The following is a 15,369-nucleotide window of genomic DNA, read 5'->3' on the forward strand; positions in this document are numbered from 1 at the left end:
AGTGGCGACCGAAGTCCGCAGGACGTGGCGCGGCGACTGAAGGAGGGCATGGCGCGCGGTGTGCTCTCCTTCCCGCTCACCGCCTTCCACGACGACGGCACCCTCGACCCCGACGGCTCCCGCGCGCACGTCGCGGGCCGGCTCGCCGCCGGACCGGGAGCCGTCTTCCCGGCCTGCGGCACGGGGGAGTTCTTCTCCCTGGACGAGGAGGAGTACCGGCAGGTCGTCACCATCGCCGTCGAGGAGGCGGCGGGCCGGGTGCCCGTGGTCGCCGGCACCGGGTACGGCTGGGCGCAGGCCGCCCGGTTCGCGCGGATCGCCGAGGACGCCGGCGCCGACGCCCTGCTGGTGCTGCCGCACTACCTCGTCGCCGCCCCGCAGGAGGGTCTCGCCGCCCAGCTCGAGCGGCTCGCGGAGCGCACCCGGCTGCCGATCGTCGCCTACCAGCGCGGCCAGGTCGCCTATACCGTGACGTCGTTGCGGCGTATCGCGCGCATCCCGAACGTCATCGGCCTCAAGGACGGCCACAGTGACCTCGACCGCCTCCAGCGCCTCACCCTCGCCGCCCCCGGGGACTTCCTGTTCTTCAACGGCGCCGCCACCGCCGAGATCCAGGCCCGCGCCTACGCCACCGTCGGCGTCCCCGCCTACTCCTCCGCCGTGCACGCCTTCGCCCCCGAGATCGCCGGCGCCTTCTTCACCGCGCTGCGGGACGGCGACCACGCCGCGACCGGGAAACTGCTGCGCGACTTCTACGTCCCCCTCGTCGAACTCCGCGACCGCGTCCCCGGATACGCGGTGTCCCTGGTGAAGGCGGCGGCCCGGCTGCGCGGGGAGCGCGTCGGCCCGGTCCGGGCCCCGCTCACCGACCCCTCGCCCGCCGACCTCGCCGAGCTGAGGACCCTGCTCGCCGCCGGACTCGACCTCGTAGGAGCCTGCCTGTGACCCGTGACCTGACCATCGCCGAGGTGCGCCTGACGCCGATCCTGGTCGCCGACCCGCCACTGCTCAACACCCAGGGCGTGCACCAGCCGTACACCCCCCGGCTGATCGTGGAGGTCGTCACGGCCGACGGGATCACCGGCCTGGGCGAGACCTACGGGGACACGAAGTACCTGGAGCTGGCCCGCCCGCTGGCCGAGCGGCTGACCGGACGCTCGGTCATGGATGTGAACGGCCTCTTCGCGCTGGACCTCGCCGTGGACGAGAGCCGGGTCCAGGGCGCCGTGGACGCCGGCGGACTGCGGGGCGTGCAGAGCGCCGACAAACTCCGGCTGTCCGTGCTGTCCGCCTTCGAGGTGGCGTGTCTCGACGCCCAGGGCAGGGCGCTCGGACTGCCCGTGCACGCGCTCCTCGGCGGCAGGCTCCGCGACGCCGTCGAGTACAGCGCCTACCTCTTCTACAAGTGGGCCGGGCACCCCGACGGCGTGGCCTGCGAACCGGACGAACCGGGCGCCGCCCTCGACCCGGCCGGAGTCGTCGCCCAGGCACGCCTGTTCAAGGAGCGGTACGGGTTCACCTCCTTCAAGCTCAAGGGCGGCGTCTTCCCGCCCGAGCAGGAGATCGCCGCCGTACGCGCCCTCGCCGAGGCATTCCCCGGCCACCCGCTGCGCCTCGACCCCAACGGCGCCTGGTCGGTGGAGACCTCGCTGAAGGTCGCGAAGGAACTCGGTGACGTCCTCGAGTACCTGGAGGACCCGACGCTGGGCACCCCGGCGATGGCCGAGGTGTCCGCCGGGACCGGCATCCCGCTCGCCACCAACATGTGCGTGACGACCTTCGGCGAGATCCGGGAGGCGTTCACCCGGGACGCCGTGCAGGTGGTGCTCTCCGACCACCACTACTGGGGCGGGCTGCGCAACACCCGTCAGCTGGCCGCGATCTGCGCCGCCTTCGGCGTCGGGGTGTCCATGCACTCCAACACCCACCTCGGCATCAGCCTCGCCGCCATGACCCACGTGGCGTCGACCGTGCCGAACCTCCACCACGCCTGCGACTCCCACTACCCCTGGCAGTCCGAGGACGTCCTCACCGAGCGGCTCGCCTTCACCGGCGGCCGGGTCGCGGTGTCCGACGCGCCCGGCCTCGGCGTCGAGCTGGACCGGGACGAACTGGCCCGCCTGCACCGGCGGTGGACGCGGGACGACGGCGCGCTGCGGGACCGCGACGACGCGGCGGCGATGCGGCGGGCCGAACCCGGATGGCGGACGCCGGCGATGCCCCGCTGGTGACGTGCTGGTGACGCCCCGGCGGTGACGCCGCCGTCGTTGCGAGCGGCCGTATCCCTGGCGGGAAGTGGTGCACACTGGCCAGATCCGCACCAGCTCAGGGAGCGCACCGTGACCCCGTCCCGCACGATCGCCGGAGAGGAACCCGAACACCTCACACAGGCAGCGCGCCGCCAGGCCCAGGTCGACCCGCTCGCCGCCCTGAGGGCCCCCGGCGACCCGCCCTGGGACGTGTACCTCACGGGCACCGTCTTCCTCGACATCGTCTTCACCGGCCTGGACTCGGCGCCCGTGCGCGGCACCGAGTCCTGGGCCCGGGGAATGGGCTCCAGCCCCGGCGGGGTCGCCAACATGGCCACCGCGCTCGCCCGGCTCGGCCTGCGGACCTCCCTCGCCGCCGCGTTCGGCGACGACCACTACGGCGAGTACTGCTGGGACGCCCTCGCCCGGGGCGAGGGCATCGACCTCACGCCCTCCCGGACCGTGCCCGGCTGGCACTCGCCGGTCACCGTCTCCATGGCGTACGAGGGGGAGCGGACGATGGTCTCCCACGGCCACGAACCGCCCCCGGAGGAACCGGCGCCGGACTTCCCGCCCCGCGCGCGGGCCGCCGTCGCCTCCCTGGCCCCCGGCAAACGCGCCCCCTGGATCGCGGAGGCCGCCCGCGCGGGCACCCGGATCTTCGCCGACGTCGGCTGGGACGAGACCGGGGCCTGGGACCTGGCCGGGCTCCCCGATCTCGGGCACTGCGAGGCGTTCCTGCCCAACGCGGCGGAGGCGATGCGGTACACCGGGGCCGACTGCCCGCGCGCGGCCGCGCACGCGCTGACCGAGCACGTCCCGGTGGCCGTCGTCACCCTCGGCGCCGAGGGGGCGTACGCCGTGGACCGGCGCACCGGGGAGGCCGCGGAGGTCCCGGCGATCGCCGTGGAGGCGCTGGATCCCACCGGGGCCGGGGACGTCTTCGTGGCCGGGTTCGTCGCGGGGACCCTGGCCGGCCGGCCGCTCGCCGACCGGCTCGCGCTCGCGGGACTCACCGCGGCCCTGTCCGTGCAGGAGTTCGGGGGCTCGCTGTCGGCGCCGGGGTGGTCCGAGATCGGGGCGTGGTGGCGCCGCGTCCAGTCGGTGCCGGGCCAGAACCCCGAGGCGCTGCGCCGGTACGGCTTCCTCGACGGGCTGGTGCCCGAGGAACTGGACCGGCCGTGGCCGCTGCGGCGGGCGGTGCCGACGATCGGGTTCGGGCGTTCGGCCTGACGGTGCGGTGACGCCCCGGCCGCGGGGTCCTCCCGCGGAAAAGCCCTACGGCGTTGTCGGTGGCCCGTCGTACTCTGGACAGTGCGAGGCCGCCCTCAGCTACGCGGCCGTGACGAGGAGGAACCGCAGGCCTTAAGCGCCGGCCCATGACTCAGACACCCCAAGCTCACATCCCCGCGCGGGAGCAGGCGCGAGCACAGCTCACCGTCCCCGCCCAGCACCCCATGGTGACCGTGCTGGGTTCCGGCGACTCCCTCCTGCGCGTGATCGAGAAGGCCTTCCCGGCAGCCGACATACATGTCCGGGGCAATGAGATCAGCGCGGTCGGCGAACCCGCGGACGTCGCCCTGATCTCACGCGTGTTCGACGAGATGATGCTGGTGCTCCGCACCGGGCAGCCGATGACGGAGGACGCAGTGGAACGCTCGATCGCCATGCTCAAGGCGAGCGAGAACGGGACGAGCGACGGCCCGGAGACCCCGGCCGAGGTACTGACGCAGAACATCCTGTCCTCGCGCGGCCGGACGATCCGGCCCAAGACGCTCAACCAGAAGCGGTACGTCGACGCGATCGACAAGCACACGATCGTCTTCGGCATCGGCCCCGCCGGTACCGGCAAGACCTACCTGGCCATGGCCAAGGCGGTCCAGGCCCTGCAGTCCAAGCAGGTCAACCGGATCATCCTCACCCGCCCGGCGGTGGAGGCGGGCGAGCGGCTCGGCTTCCTGCCCGGCACGCTCTACGAGAAGATCGACCCCTACCTGCGCCCGCTGTACGACGCGCTGCACGACATGCTCGACCCGGACTCGATCCCGCGCCTGATGGCCGCCGGGACCATCGAGGTCGCGCCGCTGGCGTACATGCGCGGCCGTACGCTCAACGACGCCTTCATCATCCTGGACGAGGCCCAGAACACCTCGCCCGAGCAGATGAAGATGTTCCTCACCCGCCTCGGCTTCGACTCGAAGATCGTGATCACCGGTGACGTCACCCAGGTCGACCTGCCGAACGGGACCAAGAGCGGTCTGCGGCAGGTGCAGGAGATCCTGGAGGGCGTCGAGGACGTCCACTTCTCCCGGTTGTCGTCGCAGGATGTCGTACGGCACAAGCTGGTGGGCCGTATCGTCGACGCGTACGAGATGTACGACAGCAAGCACGGCACCGAGAACGGCACCCACCCGGGCGGCCGTGGCAGAACCGGCGCCAAGGGTCCCAAGGGGAAGTAGACCAGCACGCCCATGTCGATCGACGTCAACAACGAGTCCGGCACCGAGGTCGACGAGCAGGCGATCCTCGACATCGCCCGCTACGCGCTCGCGCGGATGCGCATCCACCCGCTCTCCGAGCTCTCGGTGATCGTCGTGGACGCCGACGCCATGGAGCAGCTCCACATCCAGTGGATGGACCTGCCCGGGCCCACCGATGTCATGTCGTTCCCGATGGACGAGCTGCGGCCGCCGTCGAAGGACGACGAGGAGCCGCCGCAGGGTCTGCTCGGCGACATCGTGCTGTGCCCGGAGGTCGCCAAGCAGCAGGGCGACGAGGCGCCGACGCAGCACTCCATGGACGAGGAGCTCCAGCTGCTCACCGTCCACGGCGTGCTGCACCTGCTCGGGTACGACCACGAGGAGCCCGACGAGAAGGCCGAGATGTTCGGGCTCCAGGCCGCCATCGTCGACGGATGGCGGTCCGAGCGGGGACTGACCGGGCCTTCCCCGGCGCCGACCGTCTCGTAGGCGGGTCGGTCCACGTATGAATCCGCAGATCGTGATCGGCGCGATCGCGCTGGTCGTCGTCGCCTGGCTGGCCGCCTGCGCCGAGGCGGGCATCGCGCGCGTCTCCAGCTTCCGGGCCGAGGAGGCCGTGAAGTCGGGCCGGCGCGGCAGCGCCCGGCTGGCCCAGGTCGCCGCCGACCCCACCCGCTATCTGAACGTGGCCCTGCTGGTCCGCGTCGCCTGCGAGATGGCGGCCGCGGCCCTGGTGACGTACGCCTGCCTGCAGGAGTTCGCCGCCACCTGGCAGGCCCTGCTGGTCGCCATCGGCGTCATGGTGCTGGTGTCGTACGTCGCCGTCGGCGTCTCGCCGCGCACCATCGGCCGCCAGCACCCGCTCAACACGGCGACGGCGGCCGCGTACGTGCTGCTGCCGCTGGCCCGGATCATGGGCCCGATCCCGTCGCTGCTGATCCTCATCGGCAACGCGCTCACCCCCGGCAAGGGCTTCCGCCGCGGCCCCTTCGCCTCCGAGGCCGAGCTGCGCGCGATGGTGGACCTCGCCGAGAAGGAGTCGCTCATCGAGGACGAGGAGCGCCGCATGGTGCACTCGGTCTTCGAACTCGGCGACACCCTGGTGCGCGAGGTGATGGTGCCGCGCACCGACCTGGTGGTCATCGAGCGCTACAAGACCATCCGGCAGGCGCTCACCCTCGCCCTGCGCTCCGGCTTCTCCCGCATCCCGGTCACCGGCGAGAGCGAGGACGACATCGTCGGGATCGTCTACCTGAAGGACCTGGTCCGCAAGACGCACATCAGCCGCGACGCCGAGAACGACCTGGTGTCCACCGCCATGCGCCCGGCGGTCTTCGTGCCCGACACCAAGAACGCCGGTGACCTGCTGCGCGAGATGCAGAAGGAGCGCAACCACGTCGCCGTCGTCATCGACGAGTACGGCGGCACCGCCGGGATCGTCACCATCGAGGACATCCTCGAGGAGATCGTCGGCGAGATCACCGACGAGTACGACCGGGAGCTCCCGCCCGTGGAGGACCTCGGCGACGACCGCCACCGGGTCACCGCGCGTCTGGACATCACCGACCTCGGCGAGCTGTACGGCCTGGAGGAGTACGACGACGAGGACGTGGAGACCGTCGGCGGGCTGCTCGCCAAGGCGCTCGGCCGCGTCCCCATCGCCGGCGCGTCCGCCGAGGTCGAGCTCCCCGACGAGCGCAGGCTGCGGCTGACCGCGGAGGCGGCGGCCGGACGCCGGAACAAGATCGTGACCGTGCTGGTGGAGCCGGCCGGCAAGCCCGTCGAGGAGGAGACGCCCGAGTGACGCCCGTGGAGCTGCGCGCCTTCTGCCTGTCCTTCAACGCGGTCGTGGAGGACTTCCCGTTCAACCCGGAGACCTCCGTGTTCAAGGTCCTCGGCAAGATGTTCGCCCTGACGAACCTGGGCGCGCGGCCCCTGACGGTGAACCTCAAGTGCGACCCGGAGGACGCGGCCCGGCTGCGCGGCGAGCACGAGGGGCTGATCGTCCCCGGCTGGCACATGAACAAGCGCCACTGGAACACCGTGACCGTCGACGGCTCCCTGCCGGACCGCCTGGTGCGGGAGCTGATCGAGGACTCCTACGACCTGGTCGTCGCGGGACTGCCGAGGGCGGAGCGGCTGCGGCTGGACCGGCCGTAAACGCCTTGCTCCGGCCCGCTGAGGGCATGTCAGAATCGCGCATGACTGTTCGATATCCGCGCCCCCTGCGCCCCGGTGACCGTATCGGCGTGACCTCTCCGTCCAGCGGAGTGGCGAAGGAGCTCCGGGGGCGGCTCGACGTCGCGATCCGGGACCTCGAAGCCCGCGGTTACGAGGTCGTCGTCGGCCGGTGCATGGACGGCTCGACCCACGTCAGCGCCCCGGCCGCCGAACGCGCCGCCGAACTGACCGGCATGCTGACCGACCCCGCCGTCCGGGCCGTGGTGCCGCCGTGGGGCGGCGAGACCGCCGTCGACCTGCTGCCGCTGCTCGACTTCGAGGCGATCGGGCGTGCCGAGCCCACCTGGGTCGTCGGCTGGTCGGACATCTCGACGATCATCACCCCGCTGACCCTGCTCACCGGTGTCGCCACCGTGCACGGCAACAACCTCATGGACACGCCCTACCGGACGCCCGAGGGCCTGCTGTCCTGGCTGGACGTCGTGACCGCCCCGCAGGGACAGCCGCTCGCCCAGACCCCGCCCGGCCGTCACCGCGCCACCGGCTGGGACGACTACGCGCTGTACCCGGAGATCCGCGACCTCACCCTGGACACGGCCGGCACCTGGACCCGGCTCGACGGCACGGGCGACGTGGACGTCGAGGGCCGGCTGATCGGCGGCTGCATCGAGACCCTGGTCAACCTCGCGGGCACCCGCCTGCTGGACACGCGGTCCTTCGCCGACGGCGACGACCTGCTCGTCTACGTCGAGGCCTGCGAGGACAACGCCTACACCATCTGCCGCAATCTGCACGGCATGCGGCTCGCCGGGTTCTTCGACCGCGCCGCCGCCGTCCTCGTGGGCCGCACCAAGGCCCCCGACGGCCGCACCCTCACCCAGCACGAGGCGGTCCTCGACGCCCTCGGTCCGCTCGGGGTGCCGATCGTCGCCGACGTCGAGTGCGGGCACGTGCCGCCCTACCTGGCGCTGGTGAACGGCGCGCGCGGCCGTGTGGTGCACACGGCCGCGCGGAGCGAGATCGTTCAGACCCTGGACTGACCCCGGCGCAGGCCCAGTCCGACGAGGACGGCGGCGGTCAGCACGATCGCCGCGTCCAGCGCGAGCACCGTGTGGACGCCGGACAGCAGGTCGCGCGAGGTGGTGGCCAGCACGCCCAGCAGGGGGATGCCGACCGTGATGCCCACCTGCTGGGTGGCGGTCACCAGGCCGGTGGCCAGGCCCTGTTCCCCGTCCGGGACGCCGGAGGTGACCGTGAGGCCGTACGAGATGATCGCGCCCAGGTGGCACATGCTCGCCAGGGACACGGCCGCCGCGGCGAGCCACACCGACCAGGTGTGGGCGTTCAGCGACAGCAGGGTGGCCACCAGCGCGCCCTGTCCGGTCAGCGAGCCGACCAGGGTACGGCGGGCGCCGAAGCGGCCGATGACCCGGGGCGCCAGCGTGCCGGCGACGGCCGACAGCACGCCCTGGAAGCCGAAGACCAGGCCCGTCTCGAAGGCCGAGAGACGCAGGGTCTCCTGGAAGTACAGGGTCAGGACGAAGATCACCGTCGACATCATCGAGAAGGTGACCAGACCGCCCAGGTTGCCCCACGCCACCGTGCGGCGGCGCAGCATGGGCAGGGACACCAGGGGCGAGGCCGAGCGGGACTCCACGGCCGTGAACAGGATCAGCAGGAGCAGGCCGGCGATCAGCCCGGCGACGACGTCGGTGCGGCCGAAGCCGCGGTCGGCGGCCGTGGACAGGGCGTAGATCAGCGACAGCAGGCCGGCGGTGACGGTGACCGCGCCGGGCACGTCGAGGCGCGGGCGGTCGGGGGTGCGGGACTCGGGCAGCAGCCCCGGCGCCAGCGGCAGCACGATCAGCGCGAACACGGTGAGCAGGGCCATGGTGGAGCGCCAGCCGAACGCGTCGGTCAGGACGCCGCCCGCCACCATGCCGACCGTGAAGCCCAGCGACAGCAGCGTGCCGGAGATGCCGAGGGCGCGGTCGCGGGCCGGGCCCTCCGGGAAGGTGGTGGTGAGCAGGGACATGCCCGTCGGCACGATCGCCGCCGCGCCGAGGCCCTGCAGCGCGCGCCCGGTCAGGAAGGACGCCGGGTCCCAGGCCAGGGTCGCCAGCAGGGAGGCCGCGCCGAACAGGGCGAGGCCGGTCAGGAACAGCTTCCGGCGGCCGTACAGGTCGCCGACGCGGCCGAACAGCAGCAGGAAGCCGCCGGAGGGGAGCGCGAACGCGGTGACCGCCCACTGCAGGGCGGAGCGGCTCATGCCGAGGTCGGTGCCCAGCTCGGGCAGGGCCACGTTCAGGACGGAGAAGTCCAGCGCGACCATGAACTGGGCCGCGCACAGGACGAAGAGGACCAGCTTGTCCCGCGGCGACAGCCGGAGGGTGCCGAGCGGTTCGCCCGCGGGGGCGGGGTCCTGGGTGGTGGTCTGAGTGGTGGTGTCGAACGCCATGGACAGAGCTTCGGGCGATCGGAATACGCGTGGGGAGTCGGAACTTATGGTGGTGGTGGCACCACCAGACACGACGGGGGAGGAGCGGCACGTGACCGCTGCGGAGGCGACGCACAGTCAACGGCGGGACGAGCTGCGGGAGTTCCTGATGAGCCGGCGGGCCCGGGTCAGCCCGCAGGAGGCCGGGCTGCCGGGCGGCGGGGGCCGGCGCCGGACGCCCGGACTGCGCCGGGAGGAGGTCGCCGTGCTGGCCGGGGTGGGCGCGTCCTGGTACCAGTGGCTCGAACAGGGGCGGGACATCTCCGTCTCGCCGCAGGTCCTCGACGCCGTCGCCCGGGTGCTCCGGCTCAGCGACGCCGAACGCCGGCACCTGTACCTGCTCGCCGGGATGAACCCGCCGGCACCCCAAGTGGCCCCGGAGAAACAGGACATGTGCGAGGGGCTGCGGCGGCTGATCGACACCTGGATGCCCTACCCGGCGCACATCATGGACACGTACTACAACTGCGTGATGTACAACGACGCGGCGGCGCTGGTCCTCGGCATGCGGCCGGACATCACCCAGAACTGCCTCGTCGACTTCTTCGTCGATCCGCTGTACCGCTCGCGCAGCAACAGCTGGGAGCGGAACGCGCGGACGGTCGTGGCCCAGTTCCGGGCCGCGTGCGCGGCCCGGCCGGACGACGAGGGGTTCCGGGCGGTGCTCGCCGAGGCGTCGGCGCGCAGCCCGGAGTTCGTGGCGCTGTGGGCCGAGCGGGACATCGAGGACCAGGGACAGGTGCGCAAGGAGCTGACCCACCCCCTGGTCGGGCCGCTGGTGGTGGAGTCGACGGTGATGAAGGTGCCGGCCCGGCCCGATCTGATGATCGTGCTGCACACTCCGCTGGACGAGGAGAACACCGCGGCGAAGCTGGAGTGGCTGGCCTCTCCCGAGGGGCGGCGGGACGCCATGCACCCCGTGGCGGGGTGAGCCCGCGGTGGCTTCGTATGCTTCGGCCATGACCGACAGCAACGCGCTTGACCCCGAGGACCGCAAGATCGTCACGCTGGCCCGCTCCGTGCGCGCCCGCAACGCTGTGCCCGAGGGGGCGGCCGTACGGGACGAGACCGGGCGTACCTACGCCGCCGGGTCGGTGGAGCTCCCCTCGCTGCGGCTGAGCGCCCTGCGGACCGCCGTCGCCATGGCGGTGGCCTCCGGCGCGCGGTCGCTGGAGGCGGCCGCCGTGGTGAGCGAGGCCGAGGAGGTCGCGGCGGAGGACCTGGCCGCCGTGGCGGACCTCGGCGGGGCCGGGACGCCGGTGCTGCTGGCCGGACCCGACGGAGAGGTGCGGCGGACCGCCCCGGCGGCCACCGCCTAGTCGCCTACGGCGCTGCCCGTCAGAGGGCGTCGGGGCCGCGTTCGCCGGTCCGTACCCGTACGACGGTCTCCACGGGCAGCGCCCAGACCTTGCCGTCCCCGATCTTCCCGGTCTGCGCGGCCCCGACGATCGCGTCGATCACGTCGTCGGCGACCGCGTCCTCCACCACGACCTCGATGCGCACCTTCGGCACCAGGTCGACCCGGTACTCGGCGCCCCGGTAGACCTCGGTGTGGCCGCGCTGCCGGCCGTACCCGCTCGCCTCGCTGACGGTCAGGCCGTGCACGCCCAGTTCCTGCAGGGCGGTCTTGACCTCGTCCAGCCGGTACGGCTTGACGATCGCGGTGATGAGCTTCATGCCTGGCTCTCGACCTTCCGGCTGGGTGCCTGCTGGGCGGCGACGAGGGAGTGGGTGACCGGGGCGCCATGGCCCAGGACCCCGTGATCGTAAGCCGTCTCGGCATGCACCGTAAGGTCCAGGCCGGTGTGCTCCTGCTCCTCGCTCGCCCGGAAGCCCAGCGCCCGGTCGATCAGCCTGCCGAGCCCGTACGTCACCCCGAAGGCGTACGCCCCGACGGCCGCCACCGCCAGCAGCTGCCTGCCCAGCGGGGCCAGCCCGCCGCCGTAGAACAGGCCCTCGGCGCCGCCGGTCATCGCCTTCTCGGCGAACAGGCCGATCAGCAGGGTGCCGATGACGCCGCCGACCAGGTGGACGCCGACCACGTCCAGCGAGTCGTCGTAGTTCAGCCGGAACTTCCAGCTCACCGCGTAGGAGCAGACGACACCGGCGGCCAGGCCCACCACCAGCGCGCCCAGCAGGGAGACCGTGCCGCAGGACGGGGTGATCGCGACCAGGCCGGCCACCGCGCCCGAGGCCGCGCCCAGGGTGGTCGGATGGCCGTCGCGCCTCTGCTCGACGAAGAGCCAGCCGAGCAGGCCGGTGCAGCCCGCCGCGAGCGTGTTGAGGAAGGCCGCCGCGGCGAGGCCGTTCGCGCCGAGCGCGGAGCCCGCGTTGAAGCCGAACCAGCCGAACCACAGCAGACCGGCGCCGAGGATCACCATGGGCAGGTTGTGCGGACGCATGGCGTCCTTCCTGAACCCGAGCCGGGGCCCGAGCACCAGACACAGGGCGAGCCCGGAGGCACCGGAGGTGATCTCCACGGGCATGCCGCCGGCGAAGTCGAGCGCCCCGAGCCGGTCCACGATCCAGCCGCCGGGACCCCACACCCAGTGGGTCACGGGAACGTATACGGCGAGCGCCCAGACCGGGACGAACACCAGCCAGGCGGAGAACTTCGTGCGGTCCGCGACCGCGCCGCTGATCAGGGCCGCCGTGATGATCGCGAAGGTGAGCTGGAAGGTGGCGAAGAGCAGGGTGGGCACGGTGCCGTGCACGCTGCCCGGGCCGATCCCGCTCATGCCGGAGTGCCCCAGGCCGCCGATCAGCCCGCCGAAGACGTCGTCCCCGAAGGCGAGCGAGTAGCCGGCCGCCAGCCAGACCACCGTCACCAGGGCGATCGACACGAAGCTCATCATCAGCATGTTGAGGACGCTCTTCGTGCGCACCATGCCGCCGTAGAAGAGGGCCAGACCCGGGGTCATCAGCAGGACGAGGGCGGTGGCGGCGAGGAGCCAGGCGGTGTCGCCGGTGTCGACGTGGGCTGCGGCGAGGATCACGGGCGTCTCCAACGGTGTGGGGGCTCGTCAGAGGTTCACCGGTCGGCATTTCCGGTTGCGTACGGGTGTGTTTCCGTGACGTTTCGTTGCGTAGGGGTTTCGTCAAGCTCACATCAAGAGACGGTGGCGGCCGTTGGTACGGCGCGGTCCCGTGGATCAGGGACAATGAACGCCATGAGCGTTCGTACCCAGTCATCCGAGCCGTCGGGCGAGACCGCCCACCGCGCCGGCTTCGCCTGCTTCGTGGGCCGCCCCAACGCGGGCAAGTCCACCCTCACGAACGCTCTGGTCGGGCAGAAGGTGGCGATCACCGCCAACCAGCCGCAGACCACGCGGCACACGGTCCGCGGCATCGTGCACCGCCCCGACGCCCAGCTGATCCTGGTGGACACCCCGGGGCTGCACAAGCCGCGCACCCTGCTCGGCGAGCGGCTCAACGACGTCGTGCGGACGACGTGGGCCGAGGTCGACGTGATCGGCTTCTGCCTGCCGGCGAACGAGAAGATCGGTCCCGGCGACCGCTTCATCGCCAAGGAGCTGGCCGGGATCCGGAAGTCCCCGAAGGTCGCCATCGTCACCAAGACCGACCTGGTCGACTCCAAGACCCTGGCCGAGCAGCTCATCGCGATCGACCAGCTCGGCAAGGAGCTGGGCATCGAGTGGGCGCAGATCGTCCCGGTGTCGGCGACCGCGAACAAGCAGGTCGACCTGCTGGCCGACCTGCTGATCCCGCTGATGCCCGAGGGCCCGGCCCTCTACCCCGAGGGCGACCTCACGGACGAGCCCGAGCAGGTGATGATCGCGGAGCTCATCCGCGAGGCGGCCCTGGAGGGCGTCCGCGACGAGCTGCCGCACTCCATCGCGGTGGTCGTGGAGGAGATGCTGCCGCGCGAGGACCGCCCGGCGGACCGGCCGCTGCTCGACATCCACGCCAACCTCTACATCGAGCGCCCGAGCCAGAAGGGCATCATCATCGGGCCCAAGGGCAAGCGGCTGAAGGACGTCGGCATCAAGTCCCGCAAGCAGATCGAGGCGCTGCTGGGTACGCCGGTCTTCCTGGACCTGCACGTCAAGGTGGCGAAGGACTGGCAGCGGGACCCCAAGCAGCTGCGCCGCCTGGGCTTCTGAGGGCGGCCCCGGACGGGCTCACGGGCTCGACGGGGCCATGTCCTGCAGCCCCACCACCCTCAGCAGCCGCAGCCTCTCGTACGACTCCGTGCCCGGACGGGCCGTGTGGATGATGAGTTGCTGATGGCCCTCGTGGCTCAGCAGGACCTCGCAGTCCAGTTCCAGCAGGCCCACCACCGGGTGCACGAAGCGCTTCGTGGACGGGCGGCGCAGGGACACCTCGTGCGCCTCCCACAGCCGGGCGAACTCCTCGCTGGCCGCGCGCAGTTCGGCCGCCAGGGCGGCCGGTTCCGGGTCGTCGGGGCGGGCCGCGGCCACCGCGCGGAGGCCGGCCACGTGGTCGAAGGCGTGCGCCGGACGGTCCTCCGGCGGGAAGAGGCCGCGGGCCGCCGGGTCCAGGAAGAACCGCCGGGTCAGGTTCCGCTCGCGCGGCGGACGGGCGAGCGCGTCCCCGACCAGCGCCTTGGCCAGGGCGTTCTGCGCCAGCACCGTGCCGCAGTCCGTCACCACCTGGGCGGGTGAGTCGTACAGCCGGTCCAGGACCAGCAGGAGACCCTGGCGGACATGCGCGGACGCCGCGCCCCGCCGCGGGGGCTCCTCGCCCACCAGGTGGAAGAGATGGTCCCGCTCGTCGTCGGACAGGCGCAGGGCGCGCGCCAGCGCCGTCAGCATCTGGCGGGACGGGCGGGGGCCGCGGCGCTGTTCCAGCCGGGTGTAGTAGTCGACGGACATCCCGGCAAGCTGGGCCACCTCCTCCCGGCGCAGTCCCGGGGTACGGCGGCGGGCGCCGGCCGCGAGGCCCACGTCGGACGGTTCCAGGCGGGCCCGGCCGCGGCGCAGGAAGTCGGCGAGTTCGGCTCGGTTCACCCTTCAAGGCTGCGGCACTGCGGCGGCGTTATCCAGGGACCGCCGGTCCCCCGATCGGGAGGTCTCTCCCGGCGCCGCCGAACGCGGCCGAGGCTGGGAGCACCGAACGAGAGGAACCCAGCCATGCTGACCTTGATCACCGGCGCCACCGGACAGGTGGGACGCGGATTCGCCCCCCGCCTGCTCGCACAGTCCGGGCCGCACGATCGGATCCGGGTGCTCGTGCGCGACGAGACCCGTGCCGCCGGCCTCGCCGACCGCGGCGCCGAGGTCGTCGTCGGCGACCTCCGCGACACCGACGTGCTCGGCAAGGCCCTCGCCGGGGCCGACGCCGTCGTCAACGTCGCCGCCTCGTTCCGCGGCGTGCCGGACGAGGAGGTGTGGGCGGTCAACCGGGACGCCGCGGTGGAACTCGGCCGGGCGGCGGTCGCCTCCGGGGTACGGCGTTTCGTGCAGACCGGCACGATCCTGTCGTACGGCACCGGGCGCGGCCGGCCGCTCGTCGAGGACGATCCGACGGTGCCCGGCGGCCCGATGTGGATGACCTACCCGGAGTCCAAACTGGAGGCCGAGCGCGCACTGCTGGCGCTGGACGGGCTGGACGTGCGGGTGGGCCGGCTCGCCTTCGTCTACGGCGAGGGCGACCCGCACCTGCCCGGCATCACCCGCTGGACAGCGAGCCAGCCGGCCACCAAACGGCACCATCTGGTGCACGTGGCCGACGTCGCCCAGGGGCTGACGCGCCTGCTCCACGCCCCCGGCGCGGGCGGCCGGATCTACAACATCGCCGACGACGCCCCGGTCACGGTGCTGGAGATCCATCAGCTCCTCGGCGCCGAGCCGCCCGCGGACGGCCCCGACCCCGACCCCTGGTACGGGCTGGTCTCCACCGACCGCATCCGCCGCGAGCTCGGCTACCGCCCCTACTTCCCGACACTGTGGAGCGCCCGGGACGCCGGCGCCCTGTGACC

At 72.5% G+C, this 15,369-nt stretch carries 16 protein-coding genes; 12 read left to right on the plus strand and 4 right to left on the minus strand.

What is annotated here, in order from left to right; all coding sequences use genetic code 11:
- The first annotated feature begins 48 nt into the window (after nt 1-48).
- The 8 genes from ABZ478_RS02370 (at nt 49) to ABZ478_RS02405 (ending at nt 7,950) form a co-directional block, all read left to right on the plus strand.
- Nucleotides 49-945 (plus strand): 5-dehydro-4-deoxyglucarate dehydratase, encoded by an 897-nt coding sequence (locus ABZ478_RS02370; RefSeq protein WP_359544999.1) that lies wholly within the window; start codon nt 49-51, stop codon nt 943-945.
- On the plus strand, nt 942-2,231 hold the full coding sequence (locus ABZ478_RS02375; protein WP_359544632.1) for a glucarate dehydratase family protein: 1,290 nt from the start codon (nt 942-944) through the stop codon (nt 2,229-2,231). Before ABZ478_RS02370 ends, ABZ478_RS02375 begins: the two co-directional genes overlap by 4 nt.
- A 126-nt stretch (nt 2,232-2,357) precedes the next feature.
- The gene (locus ABZ478_RS02380; RefSeq protein WP_359545000.1) at nt 2,358-3,482 is read left to right on the plus strand and encodes a PfkB family carbohydrate kinase; all 1,125 of its coding nucleotides are present in this window, start codon (nt 2,358-2,360) and stop codon (nt 3,480-3,482) included.
- A 146-nt stretch (nt 3,483-3,628) separates the two neighbouring features.
- Nucleotides 3,629-4,708, plus strand: coding sequence for a PhoH family protein (locus ABZ478_RS02385; protein WP_359544633.1), 1,080 nt, complete (start codon nt 3,629-3,631; stop codon nt 4,706-4,708).
- A 12-nt stretch (nt 4,709-4,720) separates the two neighbouring features.
- Nucleotides 4,721-5,218 (plus strand): rRNA maturation RNase YbeY, encoded by a 498-nt coding sequence (ybeY, locus tag ABZ478_RS02390; protein ID WP_359544634.1) that lies wholly within the window; start codon nt 4,721-4,723, stop codon nt 5,216-5,218.
- 16 nt (nt 5,219-5,234) lie between these two features.
- Nucleotides 5,235-6,533: a hemolysin family protein gene (locus ABZ478_RS02395; RefSeq protein ID WP_359544635.1), complete on the plus strand. Its 1,299-nt coding sequence runs from the start codon at nt 5,235-5,237 to the stop codon at nt 6,531-6,533.
- Nucleotides 6,530-6,889: an MmcQ/YjbR family DNA-binding protein gene (locus ABZ478_RS02400; protein WP_359544636.1), complete on the plus strand. Its 360-nt coding sequence runs from the start codon at nt 6,530-6,532 to the stop codon at nt 6,887-6,889. The genes ABZ478_RS02395 and ABZ478_RS02400 overlap by 4 nt, the downstream gene beginning before the upstream one ends.
- Before the next feature lie 41 nt (nt 6,890-6,930).
- Entirely contained in the window at nt 6,931-7,950 is a 1,020-nt protein-coding gene (locus ABZ478_RS02405) for a S66 peptidase family protein (protein ID WP_359544637.1), read from the plus strand.
- On the opposite strand, the gene ABZ478_RS02410 is transcribed toward ABZ478_RS02405, so the two are convergent.
- On the minus strand, nt 7,935-9,368 hold the full coding sequence (locus ABZ478_RS02410) for an MFS transporter (RefSeq protein WP_359544638.1): 1,434 nt from the start codon (nt 9,366-9,368) through the stop codon (nt 7,935-7,937). The genes ABZ478_RS02405 and ABZ478_RS02410 overlap by 16 nt on opposite strands.
- Nucleotides 9,369-9,516: 148 nt before the next feature.
- Between ABZ478_RS02410 and ABZ478_RS02415 the strand changes: the two genes are divergently transcribed.
- Together ABZ478_RS02415 and ABZ478_RS02420 are read left to right on the plus strand one after the other, a co-directional pair.
- Nucleotides 9,517-10,338 carry a helix-turn-helix transcriptional regulator gene (locus ABZ478_RS02415; protein WP_359545002.1) on the plus strand — a complete coding sequence of 274 codons (822 nt, stop codon included), beginning with the start codon at nt 9,517-9,519 and terminating at the stop codon, nt 10,336-10,338.
- A 28-nt stretch (nt 10,339-10,366) separates the two neighbouring features.
- The gene (locus ABZ478_RS02420) at nt 10,367-10,726 is read left to right on the plus strand and encodes a cytidine deaminase (protein ID WP_359544639.1); all 360 of its coding nucleotides are present in this window, start codon (nt 10,367-10,369) and stop codon (nt 10,724-10,726) included.
- Between the two features lie 19 nt (nt 10,727-10,745).
- Here ABZ478_RS02420 and ABZ478_RS02425 read toward each other — a convergent pair whose 3' ends face one another.
- Both ABZ478_RS02425 and ABZ478_RS02430 read right to left on the minus strand, forming a co-directional pair.
- Nucleotides 10,746-11,084 carry a P-II family nitrogen regulator gene (locus ABZ478_RS02425; RefSeq protein WP_358927314.1) on the minus strand — a complete coding sequence of 113 codons (339 nt, stop codon included), beginning with the start codon at nt 11,082-11,084 and terminating at the stop codon, nt 10,746-10,748.
- Nucleotides 11,081-12,403 (minus strand): ammonium transporter, encoded by a 1,323-nt coding sequence (locus ABZ478_RS02430; protein ID WP_359544640.1) that lies wholly within the window; start codon nt 12,401-12,403, stop codon nt 11,081-11,083. The genes ABZ478_RS02425 and ABZ478_RS02430 overlap by 4 nt, the downstream gene beginning before the upstream one ends.
- 174 nt (nt 12,404-12,577) lie before the next feature.
- On the opposite strand from ABZ478_RS02430, the gene era reads away from it, so the two are divergent.
- On the plus strand, nt 12,578-13,531 hold the full coding sequence (era, locus tag ABZ478_RS02435; protein WP_359544641.1) for a GTPase Era: 954 nt from the start codon (nt 12,578-12,580) through the stop codon (nt 13,529-13,531).
- An 18-nt stretch (nt 13,532-13,549) separates the two neighbouring features.
- Here the strand turns inward: era and ABZ478_RS02440 are convergent, their stop codons facing one another.
- On the minus strand, nt 13,550-14,398 hold the full coding sequence (locus ABZ478_RS02440) for a helix-turn-helix transcriptional regulator (protein WP_359544642.1): 849 nt from the start codon (nt 14,396-14,398) through the stop codon (nt 13,550-13,552).
- Nucleotides 14,399-14,521: 123 nt separating this feature from the next.
- Between ABZ478_RS02440 and ABZ478_RS02445 the strand changes: the two genes are divergently transcribed.
- On the plus strand, nt 14,522-15,367 hold the full coding sequence (locus tag ABZ478_RS02445) for an NAD(P)-dependent oxidoreductase (protein ID WP_359544643.1): 846 nt from the start codon (nt 14,522-14,524) through the stop codon (nt 15,365-15,367).
- Nucleotides 15,368-15,369 lie beyond the last annotated feature (2 nt).

This window comes from Streptomyces sp. NPDC005706 (assembly GCF_040631045.1).
Lineage (GTDB): Bacteria > Actinomycetota > Actinomycetes > Streptomycetales > Streptomycetaceae > Streptomyces.

Excerpts from the sequence above, each read along its gene's own strand:
- ABZ478_RS02370 (WP_359544999.1), top strand. The coding sequence starts at position 49 with ATGGCGCGCGGTGTGCTCTCCTTCCCGCTCACCGCCTTCCACGACGAC.
- ABZ478_RS02385 (WP_359544633.1), top strand. The coding sequence starts at position 3,629 with ATGACTCAGACACCCCAAGCTCACATCCCCGCGCGGGAGCAGGCGCGA.
- ybeY (WP_359544634.1), top strand. The coding sequence starts at position 4,721 with ATGTCGATCGACGTCAACAACGAGTCCGGCACCGAGGTCGACGAGCAG.
- ABZ478_RS02395 (WP_359544635.1), top strand. The coding sequence starts at position 5,235 with ATGAATCCGCAGATCGTGATCGGCGCGATCGCGCTGGTCGTCGTCGCC.
- ABZ478_RS02405 (WP_359544637.1), top strand. The coding sequence starts at position 6,931 with ATGACTGTTCGATATCCGCGCCCCCTGCGCCCCGGTGACCGTATCGGC.
- ABZ478_RS02410 (WP_359544638.1), bottom strand. The coding sequence starts at position 9,368 with ATGGCGTTCGACACCACCACTCAGACCACCACCCAGGACCCCGCCCCC.
- ABZ478_RS02415 (WP_359545002.1), top strand. The coding sequence starts at position 9,517 with ATGAGCCGGCGGGCCCGGGTCAGCCCGCAGGAGGCCGGGCTGCCGGGC.
- ABZ478_RS02420 (WP_359544639.1), top strand. The coding sequence starts at position 10,367 with ATGACCGACAGCAACGCGCTTGACCCCGAGGACCGCAAGATCGTCACG.
- ABZ478_RS02425 (WP_358927314.1), bottom strand. The coding sequence starts at position 11,084 with ATGAAGCTCATCACCGCGATCGTCAAGCCGTACCGGCTGGACGAGGTC.
- era (WP_359544641.1), top strand. The coding sequence starts at position 12,578 with ATGAGCGTTCGTACCCAGTCATCCGAGCCGTCGGGCGAGACCGCCCAC.
- ABZ478_RS02445 (WP_359544643.1), top strand. The coding sequence starts at position 14,522 with ATGCTGACCTTGATCACCGGCGCCACCGGACAGGTGGGACGCGGATTC.